Origin of the sequence: Amycolatopsis sp., from assembly GCF_025464955.1 — a bacterium.
Classification (GTDB): domain Bacteria; phylum Actinomycetota; class Actinomycetes; order Mycobacteriales; family Pseudonocardiaceae; genus Amycolatopsis.
Genome location: NZ_JAODNM010000141.1, coordinates 41,432 through 64,665 on the forward strand (window position 1 = coordinate 41,432; position 23,234 = coordinate 64,665).

Annotated in this window: 4 protein-coding genes; all 4 read right to left on the bottom strand. The window is 68.0% G+C overall.

Annotated elements, in window-relative coordinates; genetic code table 11:
* Positions 1-107 precede the first annotated feature (107 nt).
* From JWQ81_RS36935 to JWQ81_RS36950, 4 genes are read right to left on the bottom strand one after another with little or no spacing between them, the layout of a single operon-like run.
* A complete protein-coding gene (locus JWQ81_RS36935; RefSeq protein ID WP_297549052.1) occupies positions 108-3,533 on the bottom strand; it encodes an amino acid adenylation domain-containing protein in 3,426 nt (1,141 codons plus the stop codon).
* Positions 3,527-11,254, bottom strand: coding sequence for a non-ribosomal peptide synthetase (locus JWQ81_RS36940; protein ID WP_297549053.1), 7,728 nt, complete (start codon positions 11,252-11,254; stop codon positions 3,527-3,529). The genes JWQ81_RS36935 and JWQ81_RS36940 overlap by 7 nt, the downstream gene beginning before the upstream one ends.
* Positions 11,251-15,657: an amino acid adenylation domain-containing protein gene (locus tag JWQ81_RS36945; protein WP_297549055.1), complete on the bottom strand. Its 4,407-nt coding sequence runs from the start codon at positions 15,655-15,657 to the stop codon at positions 11,251-11,253. The genes JWQ81_RS36940 and JWQ81_RS36945 overlap by 4 nt, the downstream gene beginning before the upstream one ends.
* The gene (locus tag JWQ81_RS36950; protein ID WP_297549057.1) at positions 15,654-23,234 is read right to left on the bottom strand and encodes a non-ribosomal peptide synthetase; all 7,581 of its coding nucleotides are present in this window, start codon (positions 23,232-23,234) and stop codon (positions 15,654-15,656) included. Before JWQ81_RS36950 ends, JWQ81_RS36945 begins: the two co-directional genes overlap by 4 nt.

A 23,234-nucleotide genomic window follows, 5' to 3' on the forward strand; every position in this document is an offset into this window, starting at 1 on the left:
TGCGATCGTTGCGGACCTCAACAACCGCAACTCGCCGTCGACTTGCGGTCTATTCGAAACTAAGAGACCGCTAAGGAGGCGTGGTGGGACGCGTGCCCTCGGTGGCCTCAGGATTCTTGGAGTTCGGAATCCAGTTCTTCGGCGGACAGGGCGTCGATCTCCAGATAGATCTCCGCGACCTGGTCGAAACGGCCGGGGACGGTTTCCTCGGCCGACAGGCGCTGAGCCATGCCGCCGACGGTCAGCGTCGAGAACAGCGTCCGCACCGACACTTCCGCGGTGTCCAGGGCTTCGCGCAGCCGGCCGACGATCATGGTCGCCAGCACGGAATCCCCGCCCAGCCCGAAAAACGGGTCGTCGAGCCCCACGCGGTCAACTTCGAGGACGTCGGCCCACACCTTGGCGACGACCTGTTCGAGCGCGCTGACCGGCGCCGCGTATGAGTCGGACTCCTCCGACGCCCAGGCAGACGCGACCGCGCGGCGGTCGACCTTGCCGTTGGCGGTCAACGGGACGTCGTCGAGCACGACGATCCGCGACGGAACCATGTGCGGCGGCAGTTGCGTCCGGATCCACTCGCGGACCTGCTCCCCATCCACGTCGCCGGCAATAGCGGCGACAAGCTGGTTGCCGGACACGCCCGCCACCCCGCGACGCACACCCGGATGCTCCGCCAGCGCCGCCTCGACCTCGCCGAGCTCGATCCGCACCCCGCGCACCTTCACCTGATGGTCGCGGCGGCCGAGGAACTCCAGCGTCCCGTCCGGCCAGTAGCGCGCGAGGTCACCGGTGCGGTACCAACGCGTGCTGCCCCGCTCGACGAACCGGTCGGCGGTGCGGTCGGGATCGCCGCGATAACCGCGCGCGACGCCGTCGCCGCCGAGCCACAGTTCGCCACTGACCCAGTCCGGGCAGTCGCGGCCGTGAACATCGACGACGCGGCACACCACGTTCCGCAACGGCGTCCCGTACGGCACCGAGCGCCAGTTCGACGGCACCGAACGGACCTCACACACCGTCGAGTGGATGGCCGTTTCGGTCGTCCCGCCGAGCCCCGCGAACCGGCACCCGGGCGCCTGCGCGACTACCCGGTCCGGCAGGTCCGTCCCGACCAGGTCGCCACCGAGCAGTACCGTCCGCAGCCCGGCCAGCTCACCCGGGCGCGCCGCGGTGAGCAGCATGTCCAGCAGCGCGGGCACGCAGTTCACCAGCGTCACACCCCGAGCCGCGACCAGTTCGGCCCACTGACGCGCGTCGCGTTTGTCCTCCTCACCGACCAGAACCACAGCGCCACCGGCGGACAGGAGTCCGAACAGGTCGAACACCGACAGGTCGAAGTCCAAAGCGGACACTCCGAGACACCGGTCGTCCGGGGAGACGGCGAACCGCTCGTTCAGATCGTCGATGGTGTTCATCGCCGCCCGGTGCGGCACTTCGACCCCCTTGGGCTCTCCGGTGGACCCGGAGGTGAACAGCACGTAAGCGATGTCCTCCTCCCCCACCCGCACCGGAGCCGCCAAGGCCGAGGACTCGACCGCGTCCGAAATGGACACAGTCTCGACGCCGTCGATAGCCGTACCATCAGTGAGCGCGATCCGGAACCCGGCAATGCGGCGGATGCGATCCCGGCGGGCCGAAGGCTGGTCGACACCGATGGGCACGTAAGCAGCGCCGGCCGCCAGCACGCCAAGCACCGCCGCGACCTGGCCCGGCCCCTTCGGCAGACTGACTGCGACGGTGTCGTCGGGTGCTACTCCCTTATCCCGCAACGTCTTGGCGATACGCAACGCACGGTCGGCGAGCTCGCCATAGGACAGTTCGCCGTCGGCACCCCACAAAACAGCCGGGGCCTCGGGTACACGCTCCGCAAAGGCGAAGAACCCGTCCTGAAGTAACCGTCCACTGCGCACACCCGCCGTCGCGTTGGCCTTCGTCCGAACCTCAGCTTGCGCGGTCGGCAGCTCGGCGGCCACGGGCAGATCCCAGACGCTGTCGTCCTGACCGAGCCGGGTGACGAGGGTATGGAACGCGGCGAACATCTCGTCGACCATCCCTGGCGGAAACGCGTTTTCCCGCACGTCCCAGTTGATCAGCAGCCCGTTGTCGACCTCGGTCACCTGTGCGTCCAGCAGCACCTGCGGGCCCTGCGAGATGATCCACACCGGCTCGCCGAAGTTCGCGCGGACATCCGCGCCGAACAGCTCGCCGAGGTTGAGCGCGCTGGTGAACACGACCGGAGCCAGCACCTGCTCCGCCTGATGCCGGGACAGATCCCGCAGCACCTCGACTCCGGAGTACTCCGCGTGTTCGGCATCCGCGTGCATCCGGTCCTGCAGCGACCGCGCGTGATCCACAAAGGACCCGGGTGCGGACAGGTCGACGTCGAGCAGTACCGATCCGGTGAAGTCGCCGACGAGCTTGCCGACGTCCGCGTGGGTGCTCTCGCGGTCGAACATGGGCAGGTTCAGCAGGAACCGCGGCTGCGCACTCCACGCGGCGAGGGTCTCGGCGAACGCCGACGCGACAGCCATTGCCGGCGTCAGCCCGTGCCGATGCGCCCGCGCGGCCAGGCTCTTCTTCCCGTCCGGCGCCAGCCACTGATGCCGGCGCGTGACCAGCGTCGAGCCGGCCGAGTCGAGTGCCAGCGGCAGGTCGGGCGCGCTCGGCAGCTCAGGAATCCGCTGCTGCCAGTACTCGCGAGCCGTCTCGCGGCTCTGCTTGCGCGCCGGCTCGCGCTCGGCCAGGTAACGCGGGTAGCTGTACGCGATCGCTTCCGGGATTCGGTCACCGGAATAGAACGCAGCCAGGTCCGAAAGCAGCACCCGGTAGCTCAGCGCGTCGGCGGCGAGCATGTCGACATCTACGTGCAACCGGGTGCGCCCCTCCGCCAGTAACGAAAGCTGCACGCGGAAGACTTCGCCCGCGGCGACGTCGAGCCGCGCGTGAGACGCAGACTGCCGGATCGCTTCGAGCGCGTCCTCAGCGTCAGCACGGTCCTGGAGATCGTTGACCACCACGGCAGGCTGCAGCCGCCGCGCGAGGATCCGCTGCCTGCCATCGTCTCCGAACGCGGCGCGCAGCATCCCGTGCCGCTCCACAAGAGCTTCGACCGCGCGCTCGAGCCGGTCCGCGTCGACGTCGCGGCCGTCGAACTCGACGTAGAGGTGCGCCGCCACGGACCCGAGCGCGGTCTCTTCGTCCCGCCCGATCCAGTACGCGTGCTGCATCAGCGCCAGCCCGAACGGCGCGTCCTCGTCGACCACCGAAGCGGGCGCCCGGGGTTCCGCGACGGGTTCACCGAGCTGAGCGGTGAGCAGTTCGCGCCACTCTCCGAGCGTCGGTCGCCTGGCCAACTGGGCGAACCCGATCTTGACCCCGCGACGCCGCCACTGGTTCGCGACCCGCATCAGCTGAATCGAGTCCAGGCCCCATTCGATGAGGCTGTCGCTGTCGGTCAACGCCTCGGCCTCGGTCCCAAGCAGTGCGGTGACCTCGCTCAGGAGTTCGTCGGCTGTCGGCTTTTCGCTCACCACGTGCGCTGCTCCAAATCGTCCTCGAACTCGTCCAGGTCTTCCTGTGTGACCGAGACCAGCGACAGGTCCGACGGCGTGTAGCCGCCCGACCCGGTCTCCGTCACGTGTCTCGCAATGCCTTCCAGCGCGCGACGCAGCAACACGATCAAGTCGTCCACGTCGTCCACGGAGGACAGTCCGATGTGGAGTTCCTTCCCGATGACCGTGGCGTTGATCTCCAGTCCGAAGTGGACCTTCCGGTCACCACGTGGCGGTACCCGCAGCATCGGCGCCTCCGGGGCGAACGACCACGGCACCGACTCGCCGGTCCGCACCCGGCCCAGGTAGTTGACGACGATGCCCGGTTCGCCGAGCCCGTCAAGTCCGTCGGTGAGATGCCGCAACACCCCGTATCCGAGCCCGTGATCCGGCAGGGCGCGCAGCGTTTCCTTGGTGCGCTTGACGAAGTCACCCGCTGACTCCGCGCCGGCGAAAAGACCGGCGGCCTCGGCCGTCGACACCGCGAGCCGAACGGGGTAGAGGGTGGTGAACCAGCCGACGGTCGAGGACAGGTCCGTCCCCTCCGCAAGCTGCTCCTCACGGCCATGTCCCTCGACTGCGACTACCACGTCCCCGCCGGGCAGCCCGCGGTCCCGCCGCCAGGTCGCAAGTGCGGCGGCCAGGCCGCTGAGCAGGACCTCGTGCACGCCTGACTGAAAGACCCCGGTCAGCAGTGGCGCGGTGTCCGCCGCGCTCAACACCAACTCCCTCTCGCGCACGTCGGACGCGGTCGCCTCACCGGGTTCGAACACCCGCTGGGCACCGTCGAGCACGCCGCGCCACAGCTCGACCTCGCCGAGCCTGCGCTCCGGTTCTTCGGCAAGTGCCGCGCCCCAGCCTCGGAACGACGTGCCGCTGCGGGCGAGCGCCGGGTTCCGGCCGGCGGCCACCTGGCTCCACGCTCGCGCTAGGTCGTCGGTCAGGATCCGCCAGGACACGCCGTCGACGACCAGGTGATGGGCGACGATCAGTACCCGGCCGGGCCGCAGCCGGACGACGTCGACCATGCGGCCGGCACCGGGTGACAGTCGGTCCCGGGAGGCGGCCACTTCCGCGTCCACATCGTTCCCGCGCGCGGCATTGATCACGTCGCGCGCGTCCACCGAACCCGGTGCGGGCACGACCAATCCGCCGACGACGTCGTCCCAGCGCGATCGCAGCACGTCGTGGCGGTCAAGAATGGACTGCAGGACGCTGACCAACTCAGCGTCGGTGAGTCCGTCAGGTTCGACGAGCAAGGCAGCTTGGCTCAAACCGCCGAATCCACCGTCTTCGCCGGTGGCCCAGCACATGATCGGAGTCGGGGCGATCCGGCCCAGCGCCAGCTCGACCGGCTCGGCGCCGGATTCCGCCAGCTCCGCCGCCACGGCCGCGAGCGCTGCCGGCGTGCGGTGTTCGAATACCTGACGCGGACTCAACACCAACCCGGCTTTGCGGGCGAGGCTGACGAGCTGAACCGACACGATACTGTCTCCGCCCAGCTCGAAGAAGCTGTCATCGACACCGATCTCGGCCAGCCGCAACGTGTCAGCGAACAGTCCACACAGGAGCGACTCGCGTTCGGTGCGCGGTCGGGCTGAACCCGTGAGCCCGGCGAAATCAGGCTCCGGCAACGCACGGCGATCCACCTTGCCGCTCGGTGTCAGGGGGACGTCGTCGAGCACGACGATCGCGGCGGGCACCATGTACTCGGGCAGTGTGGATGTCAGCTCACGGCGCAACGAAAGCGGATCGAGGACGGAATCGGGCGTGGCCACGGCGTAGGCGACGAGGCGCTGCTCGGCAGGCTGCGCGACGACCACGGCTCGGCCCACTCCGGTGAGCCGCTCGACCGCGGATTCGATCTCGCCGAGTTCCACCCGGAAGCCGCGGATCTTGACCTGGTCGTCGCCCCGGCCGAGAAACTCGAGCGCACCGGCATGGTTCCAGCGGACGACGTCCCCGGTCCGGTACAACCGGCCGCCACCAAAGGAGTCAGCACAGAACGGGTCGGCGACGAACCGCGACGCGGTCAGCCCGGCCCGGCCCAGGTAACCCCGGGCCAGCTGCACGCCGCCGAGGTAGAGCTCGCCCGCGACCCCGGGCGCGACCGGCCGCAAGTACCTGTCCAGTACGTACACCCGGGTGTTCCACACGGGACGTCCGATCGGAACAGAGCCTTCGCCGAAGTCGCCCGCGGCAGCCCACGACGTCACGTCGACCGAAGCCTCAGTCGGGCCGTACAAGTTGTGCACTCCGGTACCGAGAGCCTCAGCCGCCTGCCGCGCCAAGCCCGACGGCAGAGCTTCCCCGCTGCACAGCACGCTGCGGAGCGTTGGCAACCGGCCGACGCCTTCGCGCCCGACGAACGCCCGAAGCATTGACGGGACGAAGTGGACAGTCGTGACGCGTGCCGCCTCGATGACCTCGTCCAAGTACTCCGGGTCCCGGTGTCCGCCTGGTTTGGCCATCACCAGTCCCGCGCCGGTGGTCAACGGCCAGAAGAACTCCCACACCGACACGTCGAAACTCGACGGTGTCTTCTGGAGCACGCGATCGTCGCCGGTCAGGCCGTATTCCGCCTGCATCCACCGGATCCGGTTGACGATCCCCGAATGCGGCACGACCACGCCCTTGGGGCGGCCGGTCGAACCCGAGGTGTAGATGACGTACGCCGGGTTTGCCGAGGTGACGCTGGACGGCTGGTTGTCGTCCAGCTGGTCAGCGAGGGATTCGCCGAGCACCAAGGTGGGCGCGCCCAGTCCACTTGGACCGTCCGTAGTGGTCACGACCAGCACCGGAGCGGCGTCGGCAACCATGAACTCGAGCCGCTCCAGCGGGTAGTCGACGTCGAGCGGCAAGTACGCGCCGCCTGCCTTGAGGATCGCCAGCAGGGTGACGACCAGGTCGATCGAACGTGGCACGGCGACCGCGACCACACGCTCGGGGCCGACGCCCTTGGCGCGCAGTAGGCCGGCGAGCCGGTTCGCACGCCGGTTGAGCTCGCCGTAACTGACCTCGTCACCTTCGAAGAGAACCGCGGTGGCGTCCGGGGTGCGGACGATCTGCGCCTCGACCAGGTCGACCAGCGTCTCGTCGGTCGTCGGCCGGTCCGTGTCGTTGCGACCGACCAGCAGCGAACTGCGCTCCAACGGAGTCAGCACTGTCGTCCGGGACAGTGGAAGGTCCGGCCGCGCGGCCCAGGTTTCGATGAGTCGGACGAGCCGGGTAGCAAAACCCTCCACAGTGGACTTGTCAAACAGGTCGCGGCTGTAGACGAGCCAGCCGTCAATGCCGTCCGAGTCGTCGTACTCGAAGAGGTGGAACGAAAGATCCAGCCGCGCGGCGTAGAAGTCGATTCGTTCCTCTCGGAGCGACGCGGTTCCGAAGGGCGCCGCCGATCGGGAGACCTGCTGGTAGGCGAGCATGACCTGGACGAGCGGGTGCTTGGCCAGTGAGCGTATCGGGTTCAGCGCCTCGACCAGCCGCTCGAACGGCAGGTCCTGGTGGCCATACGCGTCCAAATCGGTCTCGCGGACGCGGTCGAGCAGCCGGCGGAATGTCGGATCCCCGCTGAGGTCGTTGCGCAGGACCAGTGTGTTCACGAAGAACCCGACCAGTCCGTCGAGCGCGGGGTCCGATCGGCCGGCGACGGGCGTACCGAGCGGGATGTCCTCACCCGCGCCGAGGTGGTTGAGCAATGCCGCAACGGTGGCCTGCAGGGTCATGAACACCGTCGCGCCGGCAGCCCTCGCCAGCGTCCGTAGCGCATCTTGGGTTTCGGGTGAAAGAGTGAATTTCACCGCGTCGCCGGAGAAACTTGGCTTCGATGGACGCTGCCTGTCCACCGGTAGCGTGAGCTCATCGGGCAGCTCGGACAGCGCTGTCGACCAGAACTCCTGCTGTTCGGCGGCGAGACTGCGTGAGTCAGCCTGCTCGCCGAGCAGTTCACGCTGCCATAGCGAGTAGTCCGCATATTGCACGGGCAGGGGTGTCCAATCGGGACGCCTGCCGTTCAGCCGGGCCGCGTACGCCGTCGAAAGGTCGGCCACCAACCGCTCCCCCGACCAGCCGTCGCCCGCGATGTGATGAGTCAGCAGCGACAACACGCACGAGCCGGTGTCGACCGTGAACAACTTGACCGACAATGGCGGCTCACTGTCCAAGGCGAACGCGTGGCGGGCCGCATCACGCAGTTGGCCCACCAGTGAGTCCTCGGACAAACACACCTCGGTGAGTCCGGGCGCACGGTTGAGTACCTGCTGGAACGGCCTGCCTTCGAACTCCGGATAGATCGTCCTCAGCACGTCGTGCCTGGCGACGACGTCACCGAGCGCCGCACGCAGCGCGCCGACGTCCAACGGCCCGTCGAGGCGCAAGGCGAACGGGACGTTGTACGTCGGGCTCGGGCCTTCCATCCGGTAGAGGAACCAGAGCCGTTGCTGTGCGAAGGAAAGCGGCAGCCGTCGCGGACGTGCCATCGGGACCAATGCCGGGCGGCGACGGCCTCCCCCGCTCAGTGCGGCGGCGATCCTGGCCGGGGTCGCCGCATCGAACACCGCGCGCAGCTGCAGTTCCACGCCGAGTTCGGCGCGGATACGGCCGGCCAGGCGCATAGCCATGATCGAATGCCCGCCGAGCGCGAAGAAGTCTTCGTCGACGCCTACTCTCGGCACGCCGAGCAGTTCGGCGAACAGGCCACACAGGACTTCCTCTTCACGGGACGACGGTTCCCCGCTGTCGGCGGATCCACCGAAGTCCGGTTCAGGCAGGGCTCGGCGGTCCAATTTGCCGCTCGGGGTCAGCGGCAGCTCGGCGAGGACCGTGATCACCGAAGGGATCAGGTGGTCCGGCAGTGTCGCAGCGAGTTGCCGGCGCACCAGAACGGGATCGAGACCGGTCTTCCCGATGACGTATCCGACCAGCTGTTGCTGTAGTTCCCGGGCGACTACGGCCGCGGCCGTGACGTTGTCGAGCGCGATCAGCGCGGCCTCGACCTCACCCAACTCCACGCGGAAGCCGCGGATCTTGACCTGTCCGTCGTCCCGGCCGAGGAACTCGAGTACCCCGTCTCCACGCCAGCGGACCAGGTCACCGGTGCGATAGAGCACGCCGCAGCCGAAGGGATCGGCGACAAACCTCGACGCGGTCAAGCCTGGCCGGTTCAGGTAGCCACGTGCCAACTGCGGCCCCGCGAGGTACAGCTCACCGGGGACACCGACCGGCACCGGACGCAGGAAGCCGTCCAGCACGTACACCCGGGTGTTCCACACCGGACGTCCGATCGGGACGGAACCGGCAGGCGAATCAACGCCCTCAACGGCAGGCCACGACGTCACGTCGACCGACGCCTCGGTCGGGCCATAGAGGTTGTGCACCTCCGCGCCGAGGACAGCCTGCGCGCGGCGCGCAAGATCCGACGGCAAGGCCTCGCCGCTGCACAACACCCGCCGCAAGGAGGAATTCCCCCGAACGTCGTCCCGCTCGACGAAGGCCCGCAGCATCGACGGGACAAAGTGGATGGTGGTGACTCGTTCGGTTTCGATCAACGCGGCCAGGTAGGACGGGTCGCGGTGACCGTCCGGCTTCGCGAGCACCAGCCCGGCGCCGGTGATCAGCGGCCAGAAGAACTCCCACACCGACACGTCGAAACTCGACGGTGTCTTCTGGAGCACTCGGTCATCGCTGGTCAGGCCGTACTCGGCCTGCATCCAGCGAAGCCGGTTGACGATCCCCGAATGCGGTACCACCACGCCCTTCGGACGGCCCGTCGAACCCGAGGTGTAGATCACGTAGGCCGGGTTCGCCGGTACGGGATTCACGAGTGCGCCGGACTCGACGGGCAGCGGCTCGTCCACGAACAACAGCGGAGTATCTACATCGGACAACGCGGCAGGGGTCCCAGCTTCGGTCATGACGACGACAGGAGCCGCATCGGCGATCATGAACGCGAGCCGTTCGGCCGGATAGGACGGGTCCAATGGCAGGTACGCGGCTCCAGTCTTCAGCACAGCGACGAGAGCGACCACAAGTTCGATGCCCCGGTTGAGCGCGACGCCGACGATCGACTCCGGACCTGCGCCGCGTGCGGCAAGGACGCCTGCCAGGACCCACGCGCGCCGGTCGAGTTCACCGTAGGTAAGCCGCCGGCCTTCGAACGACACCGCGACCGCATCGGGTGTGCGCACGACCTGGTCGTCCATCATGGACACCAAGGTCGCCTCGGCGATCGGTTCGTCCGTCCGGTTCCAGTCGACAAGAACCTGTTCCAGCTCGGCCGACGACAGGACGTCCAAGGTCCCGATCGGACGGTCCGGTTCGGATAAGGCGGCCGCGAGCAGACTTTCCAGGTGGGCCAGGAACCGGTCGATCGTGTCCGCGTGAAACAGCTCGCTGCGGTAAGTCGCCTCCATCCGCAGCCGACCGCCGGTCAAGAAGGCTTCCAGTGCGAGATCGAACTGGGTCGTGTCGTTGTGGACGGTCTCCCAGTCAGCCCGGACCCCAGGGAAATCGAGTCCTTGCAGGCCCTGGGTCAAGAACAGCAACATAACGTCGAACAGCACTGACCGCCCTGGCTGACGCGGCGGCCGGAGCCGCTCCACGAGCACGTCGAACGGCATGTCCTGGTGGGCATATCCGTCGGTGCAGACCTGGCGGACGCGGCCGACGAGCTCGGCGAACGCCGGGTCGCCCGTGAGGTCCGCACGCAGGACCAGTGTGTTGCCGAAGTTGCCGATCAGCCGTTCCAGCTCGCCGACGTCCCGGTTCATCGACAGCGAACCGATTCCGACGTCGGTCGCGCCGGTGTAGCGGTGCAGAATCGCGGCATAACCGGCGAACACCACCATGAACGGCGTCGCGCCGGTTTCCTTGGCGAAGGCGGTGATCCGGTCGGTCACCGCGGGGGCGAACGTCCGGAACCGACGGTCACCTGCCGACGACGGCGTTGCGGTGCGTGCGGCGTCTACGGGTAGCGAAAGCGGCTCAGGCAACGGGTCCAGCGCGCGGCGCCAGTAGCCGAGCCCCTCGTCGACCTTCGCTTCGGTCAGCATCCCCCGCTGCCACACCGCGAAGTCCGCGTACTGCGCAGGCAGTGGCTCCAAACCGGACGGACGACCGGTCGTGTCCTCGCGATAGAGCGCGCTGAGGTCCCGCGACAATGCGTTGAACGTAAAGCCGTCCCAAGCGATGTGGTGCACAACCAGGATCAGGACGAAGTCGTCCTCCCCCCGCTGCAGCAGCCTAAGGCGCATCGGGTGGTCATGTTCGAGGTCGAACGCCCCACCGGACTCTTCGCGCGCGAGCGAGACGACGAGTGCCTCACGCTTGTCCACCGGGAGTCGGCGCACATCGGTCCGGCGCATGGTCACGACCGAGTACGCGTCGACGATCTGTTTCGGATCGCCGTCGGCGCCCGGGACATAACGCGTGCGCAGGATTTCGTGCCGAGACACCAGTCGCTGGAACGACCGCTGCAACGCGGCCACGTCAAGAGTGCCACGCAGGGCGATCGACAAGCAGACGTTGTAGGCGGCGCTGAGCGGTTCCAGCTGCTGTAGAAACCACATCCGCGACTGCGCGAACGACAGCGGCAGGTTCTCGTCGCTCTCGCGCTTCGGGATCTGCCCGGCCGTTTTCAGGCCGGCCTGAGCGAGCCGTCGCCGCATCAGTTCCCGCCGCCGGGCCGCCATGTCGGCGTTCATCGGAGGTCACCTTTCGTCAGTAGCTCCAGCGCGGCGAACCATTCACGGGACAGTTCACGGATCCGGTCCTCGGTGAAGAGCGCGCCCGGCCATTGCCAGTCGGCCTCCAGCACCGGTCCGGCGGGCAGATCGCGCACGAGCACGTTGAGCACCAGGCAGTAGGGCGCGGGCATCTCCGCGTCGACACCGCCGCCCATCGCGCCGGTCTCGGGCGCACCCGAGAAGGGCCTGCCCTCACGCTCGCCGACGGTCAACCGCCCGAGGTAGTTGAACTCGAGTTGCGGCTCGGGTAACGCCTCCAGTTCGGAAGCGGTGTCCGGATTCAGATACCGCAGCAGCCCGTGCCCGATTCCCTTGTCCGGCACGGTGAGCTGCTCGGCAACTCGCAGCAGGCCCTTGCCCGTACCGTCACGTTCGATGTCTCCGGGGTCGACCCGGACCGGGAACACACTGGTGAACCAGCCGACTGTGCCAGACAGCTCCGCGCCCGGTACGACCTGCTCCTCACGGCCATGGCTCTCCAGCGCGAGGAGGAGTGAGCTGTCGTCGGTGTCGCCCCGCCAACGCGCGACAGCCAGCGCCAACCCGGTCAGCAGGACGGCGTCGACGGGCACGCCATGTTGCTCGGGGATCACCGTGAGCAAAGCCGTGGTGACGACCGGGTCGAGCGAAGTCCGGGTGGCGAGCATGGTGGCGCGCGTGTCGGCTACGGGATCGAGCCGTCGTGTTCCCAAAACCGGGTCGGGGCCGGACAGGATTTCCCGCCAGAGATCCACTTCGGACACCCGGGCCTTGGCCGCGTCCGCGAGTCCGATCGCCCATTCGCGGAACGACGTGCCGTCGTATGTGGGCAGGGGTTCGCCGCGTCGCAGCAGATCCCAGTCTTCGGCCAGTTCAGGAACGAGCACACCCCATGACGCACCATCGACAACCAGGTGGTGCAACAGGATCAGGAGGCGTCCTTCGGCCCCAGTGTCGAACCAGACAAAGCGAGCCATCTCGCCGCTCGCCGGGGCCAGTTCGGCCAATGCCTCCTCCAGGACCGCGGGCAGCCGCGCCGCGATCTCGTCGAAGCCGAGTCCTCGGACGTCGATCGTGCGCACGACGTCGCCCGCAGACACCGTTCCGGCAGGTGCGGAGGTGAACGTCCAGTCCCCTTCGGACGATCGCCGGAACGACGAACGCAGCACGTCGTGCCGGTCGAGCATGGTCTGCGCCAGCGTGAGCAAAGTGGATTCGTCCAGTTCCGCCGGGGTGCACAGGAACCGCGCCTGGCTCAGGCGGCCGTACGGTGAGGCTTGGTTCGCGAGCCAGACAAGCATCGGCGTCAGCGGGATCTCCCCGACGCCCGCGTCGGGGACTCGGGAGACTCGCGGCGCGGCGTCCTGTGTGGCCAGTGCGAGACCCGCCACTGTGCGCCGATCGAACACGTCACGCGGGGAGAACCGCAGCCCGGCGGAACGCGCCTTGCTGACCAGCCGCATCGACACGATGCTGTCACCGCCGAGGGCGAAGAAGCTGTCGTCGATCCCGACCTCGTCGAGGCCGAGGACTTCGGCGAACAACGTGGTCAGCCGGGTTTCCAGTTCGGTTCGCGGAGCCACGACCCAGCCCGTGCGCTCTGGTGACGGCAACGCCTCGGTGTCGAGCTTTCCGTTGTGCGTCAGGGGGAAGCCGGCCACGGCAAGTACCGCGGCCGGGACCATGTACTCCGGCAAAGCGTCCGCGACCAGCTCGCGCAGGCCCTCGGTCCCGCTTGCCACGACGTACGCCACCAATCGCCGGGCGCCTGGTGCATCCTCTCGGACCACCACGGCGGCTCGGGTGACGCGCACGTCACGCAGGAGGACGGCTTCGATCTCGCCGGGTTCGACCCGGAAGCCGCGGATCTTGACCTGGTCGTCGACCCGGCCGAGGCAGTCGATCAGGCCGTCGGCGGTCCACCTCGCGACGTCGCCGCTGCGATACATCCGCGCGCCGGGCCCGCCGAACGGGTCGGCCACGAACCGGCCGGAGGTCACCGCCGCCTGACCGAGATAGCCGCGCGCGAGGCCCGCGCCCGCGATGTACAGCTCACCGGAGACACCGACCGGGCAGTGGCCGAGTCGGATGTCCAAAATGTACGCTCGGGCGTTGCCGACCGGCGAACCGATCGATGGCCGCACGCCTTCACCGAACTCACAAGCCGCGGAGTCCACAGTGCACTCCGTCGGACCGTAGAGGTTGTAGACAGTGAGACCGTCGGTTTCCCGCAGCCGCTGCCACAACGCCAGCGGCACGGCTTCACCACCGACGCCGAGCACCTTGAGTTCGCCGCGCCAGCCTGGCTCGGCCACGACCTCTCCAAGCAACGACGGCGACAGCTCGATGAACTCGATGCGGTGTGCGGCGAGGAAGGCCCGCACCTCGTCGGCGTCCCGACGGACATCCGGTGGGACGAGGTGCAGTTCGTGCCCGGCGAACATCCACAGCATCGGCTGCCAGGATGCGTCGAAGACCATCGGCCACGCGTGCCCGACGCGCAACGGCCGGCCACCCGCCGCACGCGACGCCGGCTCGAACAACGCGTCCCGATGGCTGACCAGCAGGTTCACGATCGACCGGTGCGAGACCACGACTGCCTTCGGCTTACCGGTCGACCCCGAGGTGTAGATGACGTACGCGGGATTGTCCGGTTTGGCCGGTCCCACGAAATCGTCCCCCGAGACGCCATCGGTAGCGGGCATTTCACGGAGGACGACGACCGGCCGTGCGTCCGAAATCATGACGTCGAGTCGTTCGGCGGGCCACTCCGGGTCGAGCGGCAGGTACGCGCTACCCGCTTTCATCACGGCCACCATGGCGACAAGCACGTCCGGCCCCGGCGGCAGCGCCAGTGCGACCACCCGCTCCGGCCCGGCGCCGCGCTCGACGAGGACACGGGCGAGCCGGTTTGCCTGGACGTTGATCTGCGCGAATGTCAATCGTATCGCCCCTGACACCACGGCGATGGCGTCGGGCGTGCGGGCGGTCTGGGCTTCGAATACCTCGGGCATAGTGACGTCGAGTCCAGGAAGCCGCTTGCCCGTGCCGAACCCGAGCAGGCGGCGGCGTTCGTCGATGCCGAGCAGGTCGAGCCTCGCGACGGTCGGCTCAGCGCCGGATGCGATCGACTCGGCCGCCCGGCGGAAGTACCCGGCGATCGTCTCGATCCGCTCGCGGGCGAAGATGTCCGGACGGAATTCGAAGGTCACCGTGAGGGTCTTTTCGGCGGCTACCGCCAAGGTCAGCGGGTAGTGGGTGGCGTCGTCGATCCCGATCGGCGTGACCCGCAGCCCGGCGGACGCTTCCCGTCGCGCGACGGCGTCGGTGTCGATCGGGTAGTTCTCGAAGACGACCAACGTGTCGAACAGGTCCCCGACCCCGGCGGCCCGCCGGATCTCGCTGAGGCCGAGGAACTGGACGTCGAGCAGACCGCCCTGGTCACGCTGGAGTCCACTGAGGACTTCGGGAACGGTGGCGCCGGGGTGGGCACGTACGCGCACCGGCACGGTGTTGATGAACAGCCCGACCATGGAGTCCACTCCGGGCAGGTCCGCGGGCCTGCCGGAGACGGTGGCGCCGAACACGACGTCGTCGCGGCCGGTCAGCTTGCCGAGTACCAGCCCCCAGATTCCTTGGAGGACAGTGTTGATCGTCAGCCCGCGGACCCGTGCCTCGGCGGAAAGCCGAGCCGTCAGCTCTCCGGGAAACTCCAGCCGGTATAGCTCTGGCCGAACCGGTACTCGGGATGGCTCCGCTGGGGCAAGGAGGGTCGAGCCGGTGACGCCGTCCAGTGCCGACGCCCAGACGGCCGCCGCCTGTTCACTGTCCTTCGACGCGAGCCAAGCCAGGTAATCGCGGTATGGACGCACCGTTGGCAGAGGATTCGCCGCGTAGAGATCGAGGAGGTCGCGAACGAGCAGGGGAACGGACCATCCGTCGAGCAGGATGTGGTGGTTCGACAGCACCAAGCGATATTCCCGCGGTCCGAAGCGGACCAGAAGGAACCGGATCAGGGGCGGTTCGGCCAGGTCGAACCGAGTGGCTCGGTCGGCGGCCAGCAGCCGTGCGAAGGCAGCGTCCCGATCGTCCGACGCGAACAAGTCCACTTCGGACCAGGGCAGCTCGACGCCGGCGAGCACGATCTGGACCGGCTCGTCGAGGTCCTCGTGTTCGAAGCAGGCCCGCAGGTTGGGATGCCTGACCAGCAACGCATCCGCCGCGCTCCGCAGCCTTTCGTGGTCGACGTCACCGTCCAGTCCGAGGACGAATTGGACGGTGTAGACGTCCGTCGCGGTTTCGTCGAACTGCGCGTGGAAGAACATGCCCTGCTGCAGCGGGGACAGCGGCAGGATGTCTTCGACCGTTCCCGGATTGGTCACTTCCGTCCCTTCTTGGCCCAGCGTGCGGCGATCTTGTCCAGCTGCGCCTGGTTCACCGACACGAGCGGGACGTCGGACGGCGTGAGCCCGGCCGATCTATCCCGTGCCGCGAGCGCGGTCAGGGCCCGCACCCAGGAACCGGACAGCGCCTCGATTTCGGCTCGGCTGAAGATCTCGGCCGGCCACGACCATGTCGCTGTCAACAACGGGCCCGCGGCTCGGTCCTCGGTCACCACCGTGACATCGAGGCTGTGCTGGACCGGAGCGTCCGGATCCACCGCGGTCAGGGCGTCGGACTCCTCGGCAGGGACCCAGAAACCGTCCGCTGCGCCCATGTCGAACCGACCTAGGTAGTTGAAACTGATCGCGGGCAATGGCAGGTCCGCGAACTGCGCTGGTTCCGAATACCGCAGCAGGCCGAAGCCGATCCCGTGGTCCGGCGTCGCACGCAACTGTTCCTTGACTCGCTTGAGCGTGCCGCCCGGATCGGCCGCATCGGCCTCCAGTGCCACCGGGTACACCGTGGTGAACCAGCCGACCGTGCGCGACAGGTCCGCCCCGGCGACCAGGTGTTCTTCGCGCCCGTGTCCTTCAAGGGAGACCACTGCATCGGTCGTCCCGGTCACTTCGGCCAGCGCTAGTCCGAGCGCTGCGAGCAGGACGTCGGTGACCTCCGCACGGAACGCAGCCGGCACGTCCGTCAACACCGACAAGGTCTGTGGTGGCGACAGAGTGATACTGAACTGCTCGACCGCGGAAGTCAGATCCCGCTCCGAGTCGAGCGCGCGGGAACCGAAAGTCTTGCGCGGCCGGTCAAGGACGTCGCGCCAGTGCGCAACCTCCGATGTCCGGTTCGACGCCGTCTCGGTGATATTCGAAGCCCAGTCCCGAAACGCGGTACCCACCGGTGCGAGCACGACCGGCTCGTCGCGTTCCCCCGCGGCCCATGCCTGTCCGAGGTCCTCGGCGAGGATCCGCCACGACACACCATCGACGACCAGGTGGTGCAGGACCAGCAACAGCCGGCCGGGGCGCCCGGCGCCAAGGTCGAACCAGACCGCACGCACGACGGAACCCGCAGTCGGGTTGAGTTTCCGGATCGCGTCGGCATGCCGCTCACGCACCAACAATCGCAGGTCACCGTCCTCGACCTTCACCGTTTCGACGAGCGAACACGCGTCGGCCTCCCCGGCGGGGCGGACTTCCAAGGTCTCGCCGGAACGCCTGATCCGCAACATGTCGTGGGTGTCCAAGAGGGACTGGAGGACGCCGACCACCGCCGTCGCGGAAGCGGTCGGCGGAACCCGCAGCAACGCGGACTGCTGTAACCGGTCGGCGTGGTCGCCGAGCTCGCTCCACCAGCGCAGGATCGGCGTGAGCGGAATCTCGCCGATGCCGGACAAGGTGTGTGCGGCCTCGATCGACACCGCATCCTCGACCGCCCGCGCAATCCCGGCCACGGTCTGGAATTCGAAAACCTGCCGCGGCGAAATCGGTATTCCGGCCGCTCGCGCCCGGCTGACCAACTGGATCGACAAGATGCTGTCACCGCCGAGGGAGAAGAAGTTGTCGTCGACCCCGACTTCCGGAATCCGCACCAGCTCGGCCATGAGTCCCGAAAGGACCTTCTCGGTCGCCGACCGGGGAGGACGTCCACCACCTGAGACCTCGGTAACCGGTTCGGGGAGCGCTCGCCGATTCACTTTGCCCGAAGGCATCAACGGGAATTCCGGCAAGAAGACGAACACCTGCGGAACCATGTGTTCGGGCAGACGTCCGCGTAGCCAGTCGCGAACCTGTTCACCCAAACCGGGTGTGTCGCCGGCCAGCCCGTAGCCGACGAGCCGCTTGACCCCCGGCTGGTCTTCGCGGACGAGGACGACACCGCGTCGAATCGCGTCGTGCTGTTCGAGGACGGCCTCGATCTCTTCGAGCTCCACGCGCATGCCTCGGATCTTGACCTGGTTGTCGGCACGGCCGAGGAACTCGAGTGTGCCGTCCGGCTGCCGCCGGGCCAGGTCGCCGGTCCGGTACAGGCGCGACCCCGGCGGACCGTACGGGTCGGCGACGAAATGGTCAGCCGTCCTCGTGGGATCGTTGACGTACCCGCGTCCCAAGTAGACACCGCCGGCGTACAACTCGCCCGGCACACCGACGGGCACGGGCAACAGGCGGCGGTCGAGCACCTGCAGGCGGGTATTGCTGTTGGCCGCGCCGATCGAGATCGCGCTGCGGACGGCATCGTGCCGGTAGACCACATGGCTGACCCCGATGGTCGCCTCGGCCGGACCGTAGCCGTGGTACATCACCGCGTCGCTGCGGGTGCGGAACCGATGGAACAGCTCCGGCGTGAGCACCTCGCCCCCGCACCACACATGCTTGAGAGATCGGCCTCTCACGGCGAAGTCCGGCAGCTGGACGAGCAGGTCGAGGATCGACGACGGCAGGTAGGTGAACGTCACCCGGTGCCGTTCGACGAGTCCGAGCAGGTAGTCGATGTCGCGCTCGCCGTCCGGCTCGGCGATGACCAACCTGCCGCCGGTGACCAGCGGCAGGAACACCTCGTTGATGGAGATGTCGAAGCCGAGCGGCGCCTTGAACAGGGCCGCGTCCGTGCTTCCGAACCCGAGCAGTTCCCGTTGCCACAGCAGCCGGTGGGTGATCGCCCGATGCCGGATCATGGCACCCTTGGGGACACCCGTGGAACCGGAGGTGTAGATGACGTACGCGAGCCCCTCCGGCTGAATAGCCACGTCCAAGTTGGTGTCATCACCGTCCATAGTCGACAGGTCGACGTCGACAACGGGAATTCCCGTGTCTCGAACGGGTCCACTGTGGTCTTTTCCGCTCAGGATCGTGGTCGGGTCGGCGCTCCGGCAGACTTCCGCGATCCGGGCGGGCGGCCACGAAGGTTCGAGCGGCACGAACGCGCCGCCGGCCTTCTCGATCGCCAACAACCCGACAACCATCTCCAACGACCGTTCCCAGTGCACACCGACAGTCCGCTCGGGACCGACGCCGAATCCGACGAGTGTCCGCGCGAGGCGGTTCGCTTGGGCGTTGAGCTCGGCGTAGGTCAACGTCGCGTCGTGGAATTCGACGGCAGGTGCGTTGGGGGTCAGTGCGACCTGCGCCTCGACCATTTCGGTCACCGTCTTCGCCGGTACGGACATCGACGTTTCGTTCCACTGCCGGATCTGCGCGTACTCAGCCTCGTCGAGAACGTCGATGAGCGCGATAGGCCGCTCGGGCGTCGCCACTAGCGCGTCCAGCAGCCGCACGAACCGTGCCGCGAAGGCTTCCACAGTGGATCGCTCGAACAGGTCGACGCTGTAGACGATCTCGAACTCGTCCGGTCCGAACACAAAGGACAGGTCGAACTTCGCGGCCGCGTCGGCTACGGCGACCGGCGTCGCCGTGCAACCGGGCAGGACAAGTTCGTTCACGTCCCCACGATGGGAGACCATGACCTGGAAGAGGGGGTGCCGGGCAGCCGACCTCGTCGGATTCACCGCCTCCACCACGCGCTCGAACGGCAGATCCTGGTTCGAGTAGGCGTCCAGGTTCGCCGCGCGCACTCTCCTGAGCACCTCGCGAAAGCTCGGGTCCCCGGAAAGATCGGTCCGCAGCACCAAGGAGTTCACGAAGAACCCGACGAGGTCTTCGAGCGCCTCGTCGCTACGCCCAGCGGCCGGCGTACCGAGAGGAATGTCTTCGCCTGCCCCCAGGCGGTTCACCAGAACGGCGACGGCTGCCTGGTTGACCATCAACTCACTGACCCCACGAGCGCGGGCGAGCCTTTTCACCGCAGCGCTCAGCGTCTCCGGAAGTGTGCCGGTGACGACTCCACCGCGATGACTCGGCGACGGCGGGCGGGGACGGTCCAGCGGCAGCGGAAGCTCCTCAGGGAGGTCCTCCAGCTTTTGGATCCAGAAGCGTCGCTGGACTGCTGCGAGACTGTCCACTTCGGATTCTGAACCGAGAAGTTCGTCCAGCCACATCGCGTAGTCCGCGTACTGCAAAGGAAGAACTCGCCGTTCGAGTACTTCGCCTCGCTGCCGTGCCCCGTAGGCGGCGCCGAGATCTGCGAGCAAAGGTCGGCCGGACCATTCGTCTCCGGCGATGTGGTGCACGAGCAAGACCAGCACGTGCTCGTCGTCGGCCAGCCGCAGCAGCTCGGCCCGCATCGGGGGCTCGGTGTCGAGCTGGAACCCGTACGCGGTGATTTCCGCAATGCGAGCGGCCAGATCAGCGTCCGCGGTGGCGCTGACACGGAAGGCCGCTTCTTCGGCCGGAAGGATCTCCTGCCGCGGTGTGCCGTCGACTTCGGTGAAGATCGTCCGCAGGGATTCGTGGCGCGCGAGGACGTCCGACAGCGCCGCCCGCAGGGCTCCGGTGTCGACAGTCCCCTTGAGACGCACGACGAACGGCAGGTTGTAGACGGGACTGGGCCCGTCCAATCGGTACAGGAACCAGAGGCTGCGCTGTGCCGGAGACAGCGGGATGGTCGTTGGTCGAGGACGTGGACCAGCGGCCGGGCGCACCGAACCCGTGTCCAGGACGCGGGCGAGCTGCTGCACTGTCGGCGCGTCGAACACCGCCCGGATGGCTATGTCGACGTTCAGCGCGGCGCGAATCCGGCTGACCAGCCGAGTCGCGAGCAGTGATTGGCCGCCGAGGGCGAAGAAGTCGTCACGGACACCGACCTCGGGCACGCCGAGAATGTCGGCGAAGAGTCCACAAAGGATGTCCTCACGCGGGGTGCGGGCCCCGTTCGACGTCGTGAGCGCGGCGAAGTCCGGCTCAGGCAACGCCCGCCGGTCGAGCTTCCCACTGGGCGAGAGCGGAAGCTTGTCGAGTGTCACGACCACCGCAGGGACGAGGTGATCAGGCAGCGCCCGGCCCAGTTCCGACCGAACATCAGGCTCGGCTGTCCCGTCGAAGACGACGTAGGCGATCAACAGGTGTTCTTCGGCGCGGGCCACGACTGCCGCGGCGGCGATCCCGGGTAGGACGGCGATCGCCGATTCGACCTCACCGGGTTCGATCCGGAAACCGCGGATCTTCACCTGGTCGTCGCTCCGGCCGAGGTAGTCGAGCACGCCATCGGACCGCCGGCGCACCAAGTCACCGGTGCGGTAGAGCCGGCCGTTGCCCAACGGGTCGGCGACGAACCGCGACGCGGTCAGCCCCGGGCGGTTGAGGTAACCGCGGGCAAGCTGTACTCCCCCGAGATACAGCTCGCCCGCGACCCCTGCCGGAACCGGCCGGAGGAACGCGTCGAGCACGTGGACCGCGGTGTTCCAGACCGGCAGGCCGATCGGCACCGGGCCGGGCTCGTCCGCGCACGCCCACGAGGTGACGTCCACCGCGGCCTCGGTCGGACCGTACAAGTTGTGCAGCGGAACGCCGAGCACGTCGCGTACGCGGTCGCGGACCTCGGGGCTGAGCGCTTCCCCGCTGCAGAGCACCCGACGCAGGCCTGTGCACCGCGCGGCTTCTTTCGCGCGCAGGAACTCCGCGAGCATGGACGGTACGAAGTGGACCGTGGTAATCCGCTCCGACTCGATGAGCGAAGCGAGGTAGACCGGGTCCTTGTGCCCCTCCGGCGCGGCCAGCACCAACGTCGCCCCGGTGATCAGCGGCCAGAAGAACTCCCAGACCGACACGTCGAAACTCGACGGCGTCTTCTGGAGCACCCGGTCTTCGGCGGTCAAGCCGTACTCGTCCTGCATCCACAACAGCCGGTTCACAATCGCCGAATGCGGTACCGACACGCCCTTCGGCCGACCGGTGGAGCCCGAGGTGTAGATCACGTACGCCGGGTTCGGCGGCGCAGGTGAGTCCATGGGGGACTCCTCGTCCCGACCCGGTTCGTCGACGCACAGAACGTCCACATCGGACAGTTCAAAACGGCGGTCGGCCGTGGTGAGCACCACCGCCGGACGGGCGTCGGAAACCATGTAGGCCAAGCGCTCCGCAGGGTACGACGGGTCAAGGGGAACGTATGCCCCTCCGGCCTTGAGCACCGCGAGCAAGGAGATCACCAGTTCCGGCGACCGCTGCAAATGGACGCCGACGGCCACTTCCGGCTTGACCCCACGAGCGGCAAGACGTCGCGCCAGCGCGGTGGAGCGAACATCCAGTTCGCGGTAGGTCAACCGGGTCTCGCCGAAGACGAGCGCGGTCGCGTCCGGGGTACGGACTGCCTGCGCGGCAAGGAGTTCGGTCAACGTCGTGGCGGGGACATCGACCTCGGTGACGGTCGACGTCACGGGCCCGAACAGATCCACCCGTCCGGCCAGAAGCGCCGGTTCGTCGACGAACTGCCCGAGGACGTCCTCGAATCGCCGAGCGATCCGGTCCACGGCGACAGAGGCGAGAACAGCCGGGTCGTAGGCGAAGTTCACCGTCAGTTCGTCGCCCGGGACCACGAGCAGGGTGAGGGGGTAGTGCGTAGCGTCGCTCACGGAAACGTCCGCAAGCCGAGGTCCACCGGGGCCACCCACGTCGGCGAGGGCATCGGCGTCCATCGGGTAGCTTTCGAACACCACCAGCGAGTCGAAGAGCGTCCCGTGACCACCGGCTCGCTGGACGTCGGCCAGGCCGAGGTGCTGGTGTTCGACCAGAGCCGCCTGCTCGGACTGGAGGCGCGCGAACAGCTCCGACAGCGGTTCGGCGGCGTCGAGGCGGACGCGGACGGGCAGCGTGTTGATGAACATCCCGATCATGGACTCGACGCCGGGGAGCTCGGGGCTGCGGCCCGCCACCGTCGCGCCGAACACGACGTCCGTCCGGCCGGTCAGCCCGCCGACCAGGAGCGACCAGACGCCCTGGACGACGCTGTTCACCGTGAGCCCGTGCGCGCGAGCCGCTCGGTGAAGCCGGTCGGTCAGCTTGGCCGGAAGCACCAAACCGGTCCGCTCGGGCAATCCCGAGGACCGGGTGTCACTGCCCACGAGCGTCGGCCCGTCGAGACCGTCGAGGGCTTCGGCCCAGGCGCGTTCAGCAGCTGCCCGGTCTTGACGCGCGAGCCAGGACAGGTAGTCGCGATAGGGCCGGACGCGCGGCAACCCGGCGACGTCACCATGCGCGGCGTAAAGCGCGAGCAGCTCGCGGACCAGGATCGGAGCCGACCAGCCGTCCCACAGCAGGTGGTGCGACGACAGCACCAGCCGATGCAACCCGAGGCCGCTGACCAGCGTAAACCGCAGCAGCGGCGGCTTGGCGAGGTCGAACGGTTTCGCGCGGTCGTCGTCGAGGAGCTGTTGGAACTGCTCGTCGTCGACGAAGTCCACCACGCGCCACGGGACGTCGACCGCACGCCGAACGACCTGGACATGCTGCCCCGAGGACTGCGTCCGGAACGCGGCACGCAGGTTCGCGTGTCGTCGCACCAGCGCGTCCGCGGCCGTGTGCAGGCGCTCTGCGTCGAGCGGGCCGTCGAGGACGAGCACCGCCTGCACGGTGTAGACGTCCGTCGCGTCCTCGTCGAGCAGCGCGTGGAAGACCATGCCCTGCTGCAGCGGGGAAAGCGGGAGGACGTCCTCTACCTGGGATCCGGTCGTACCGCGCAC

What these genes read in the sequence shown, in the direction of transcription:
- JWQ81_RS36940 (WP_297549053.1), bottom strand. Translation starts at nt 11,254, where the DNA reads ATGAACGCCGACATGGCGGCCCGGCGGCGGGAACTGATGCGGCGACGG.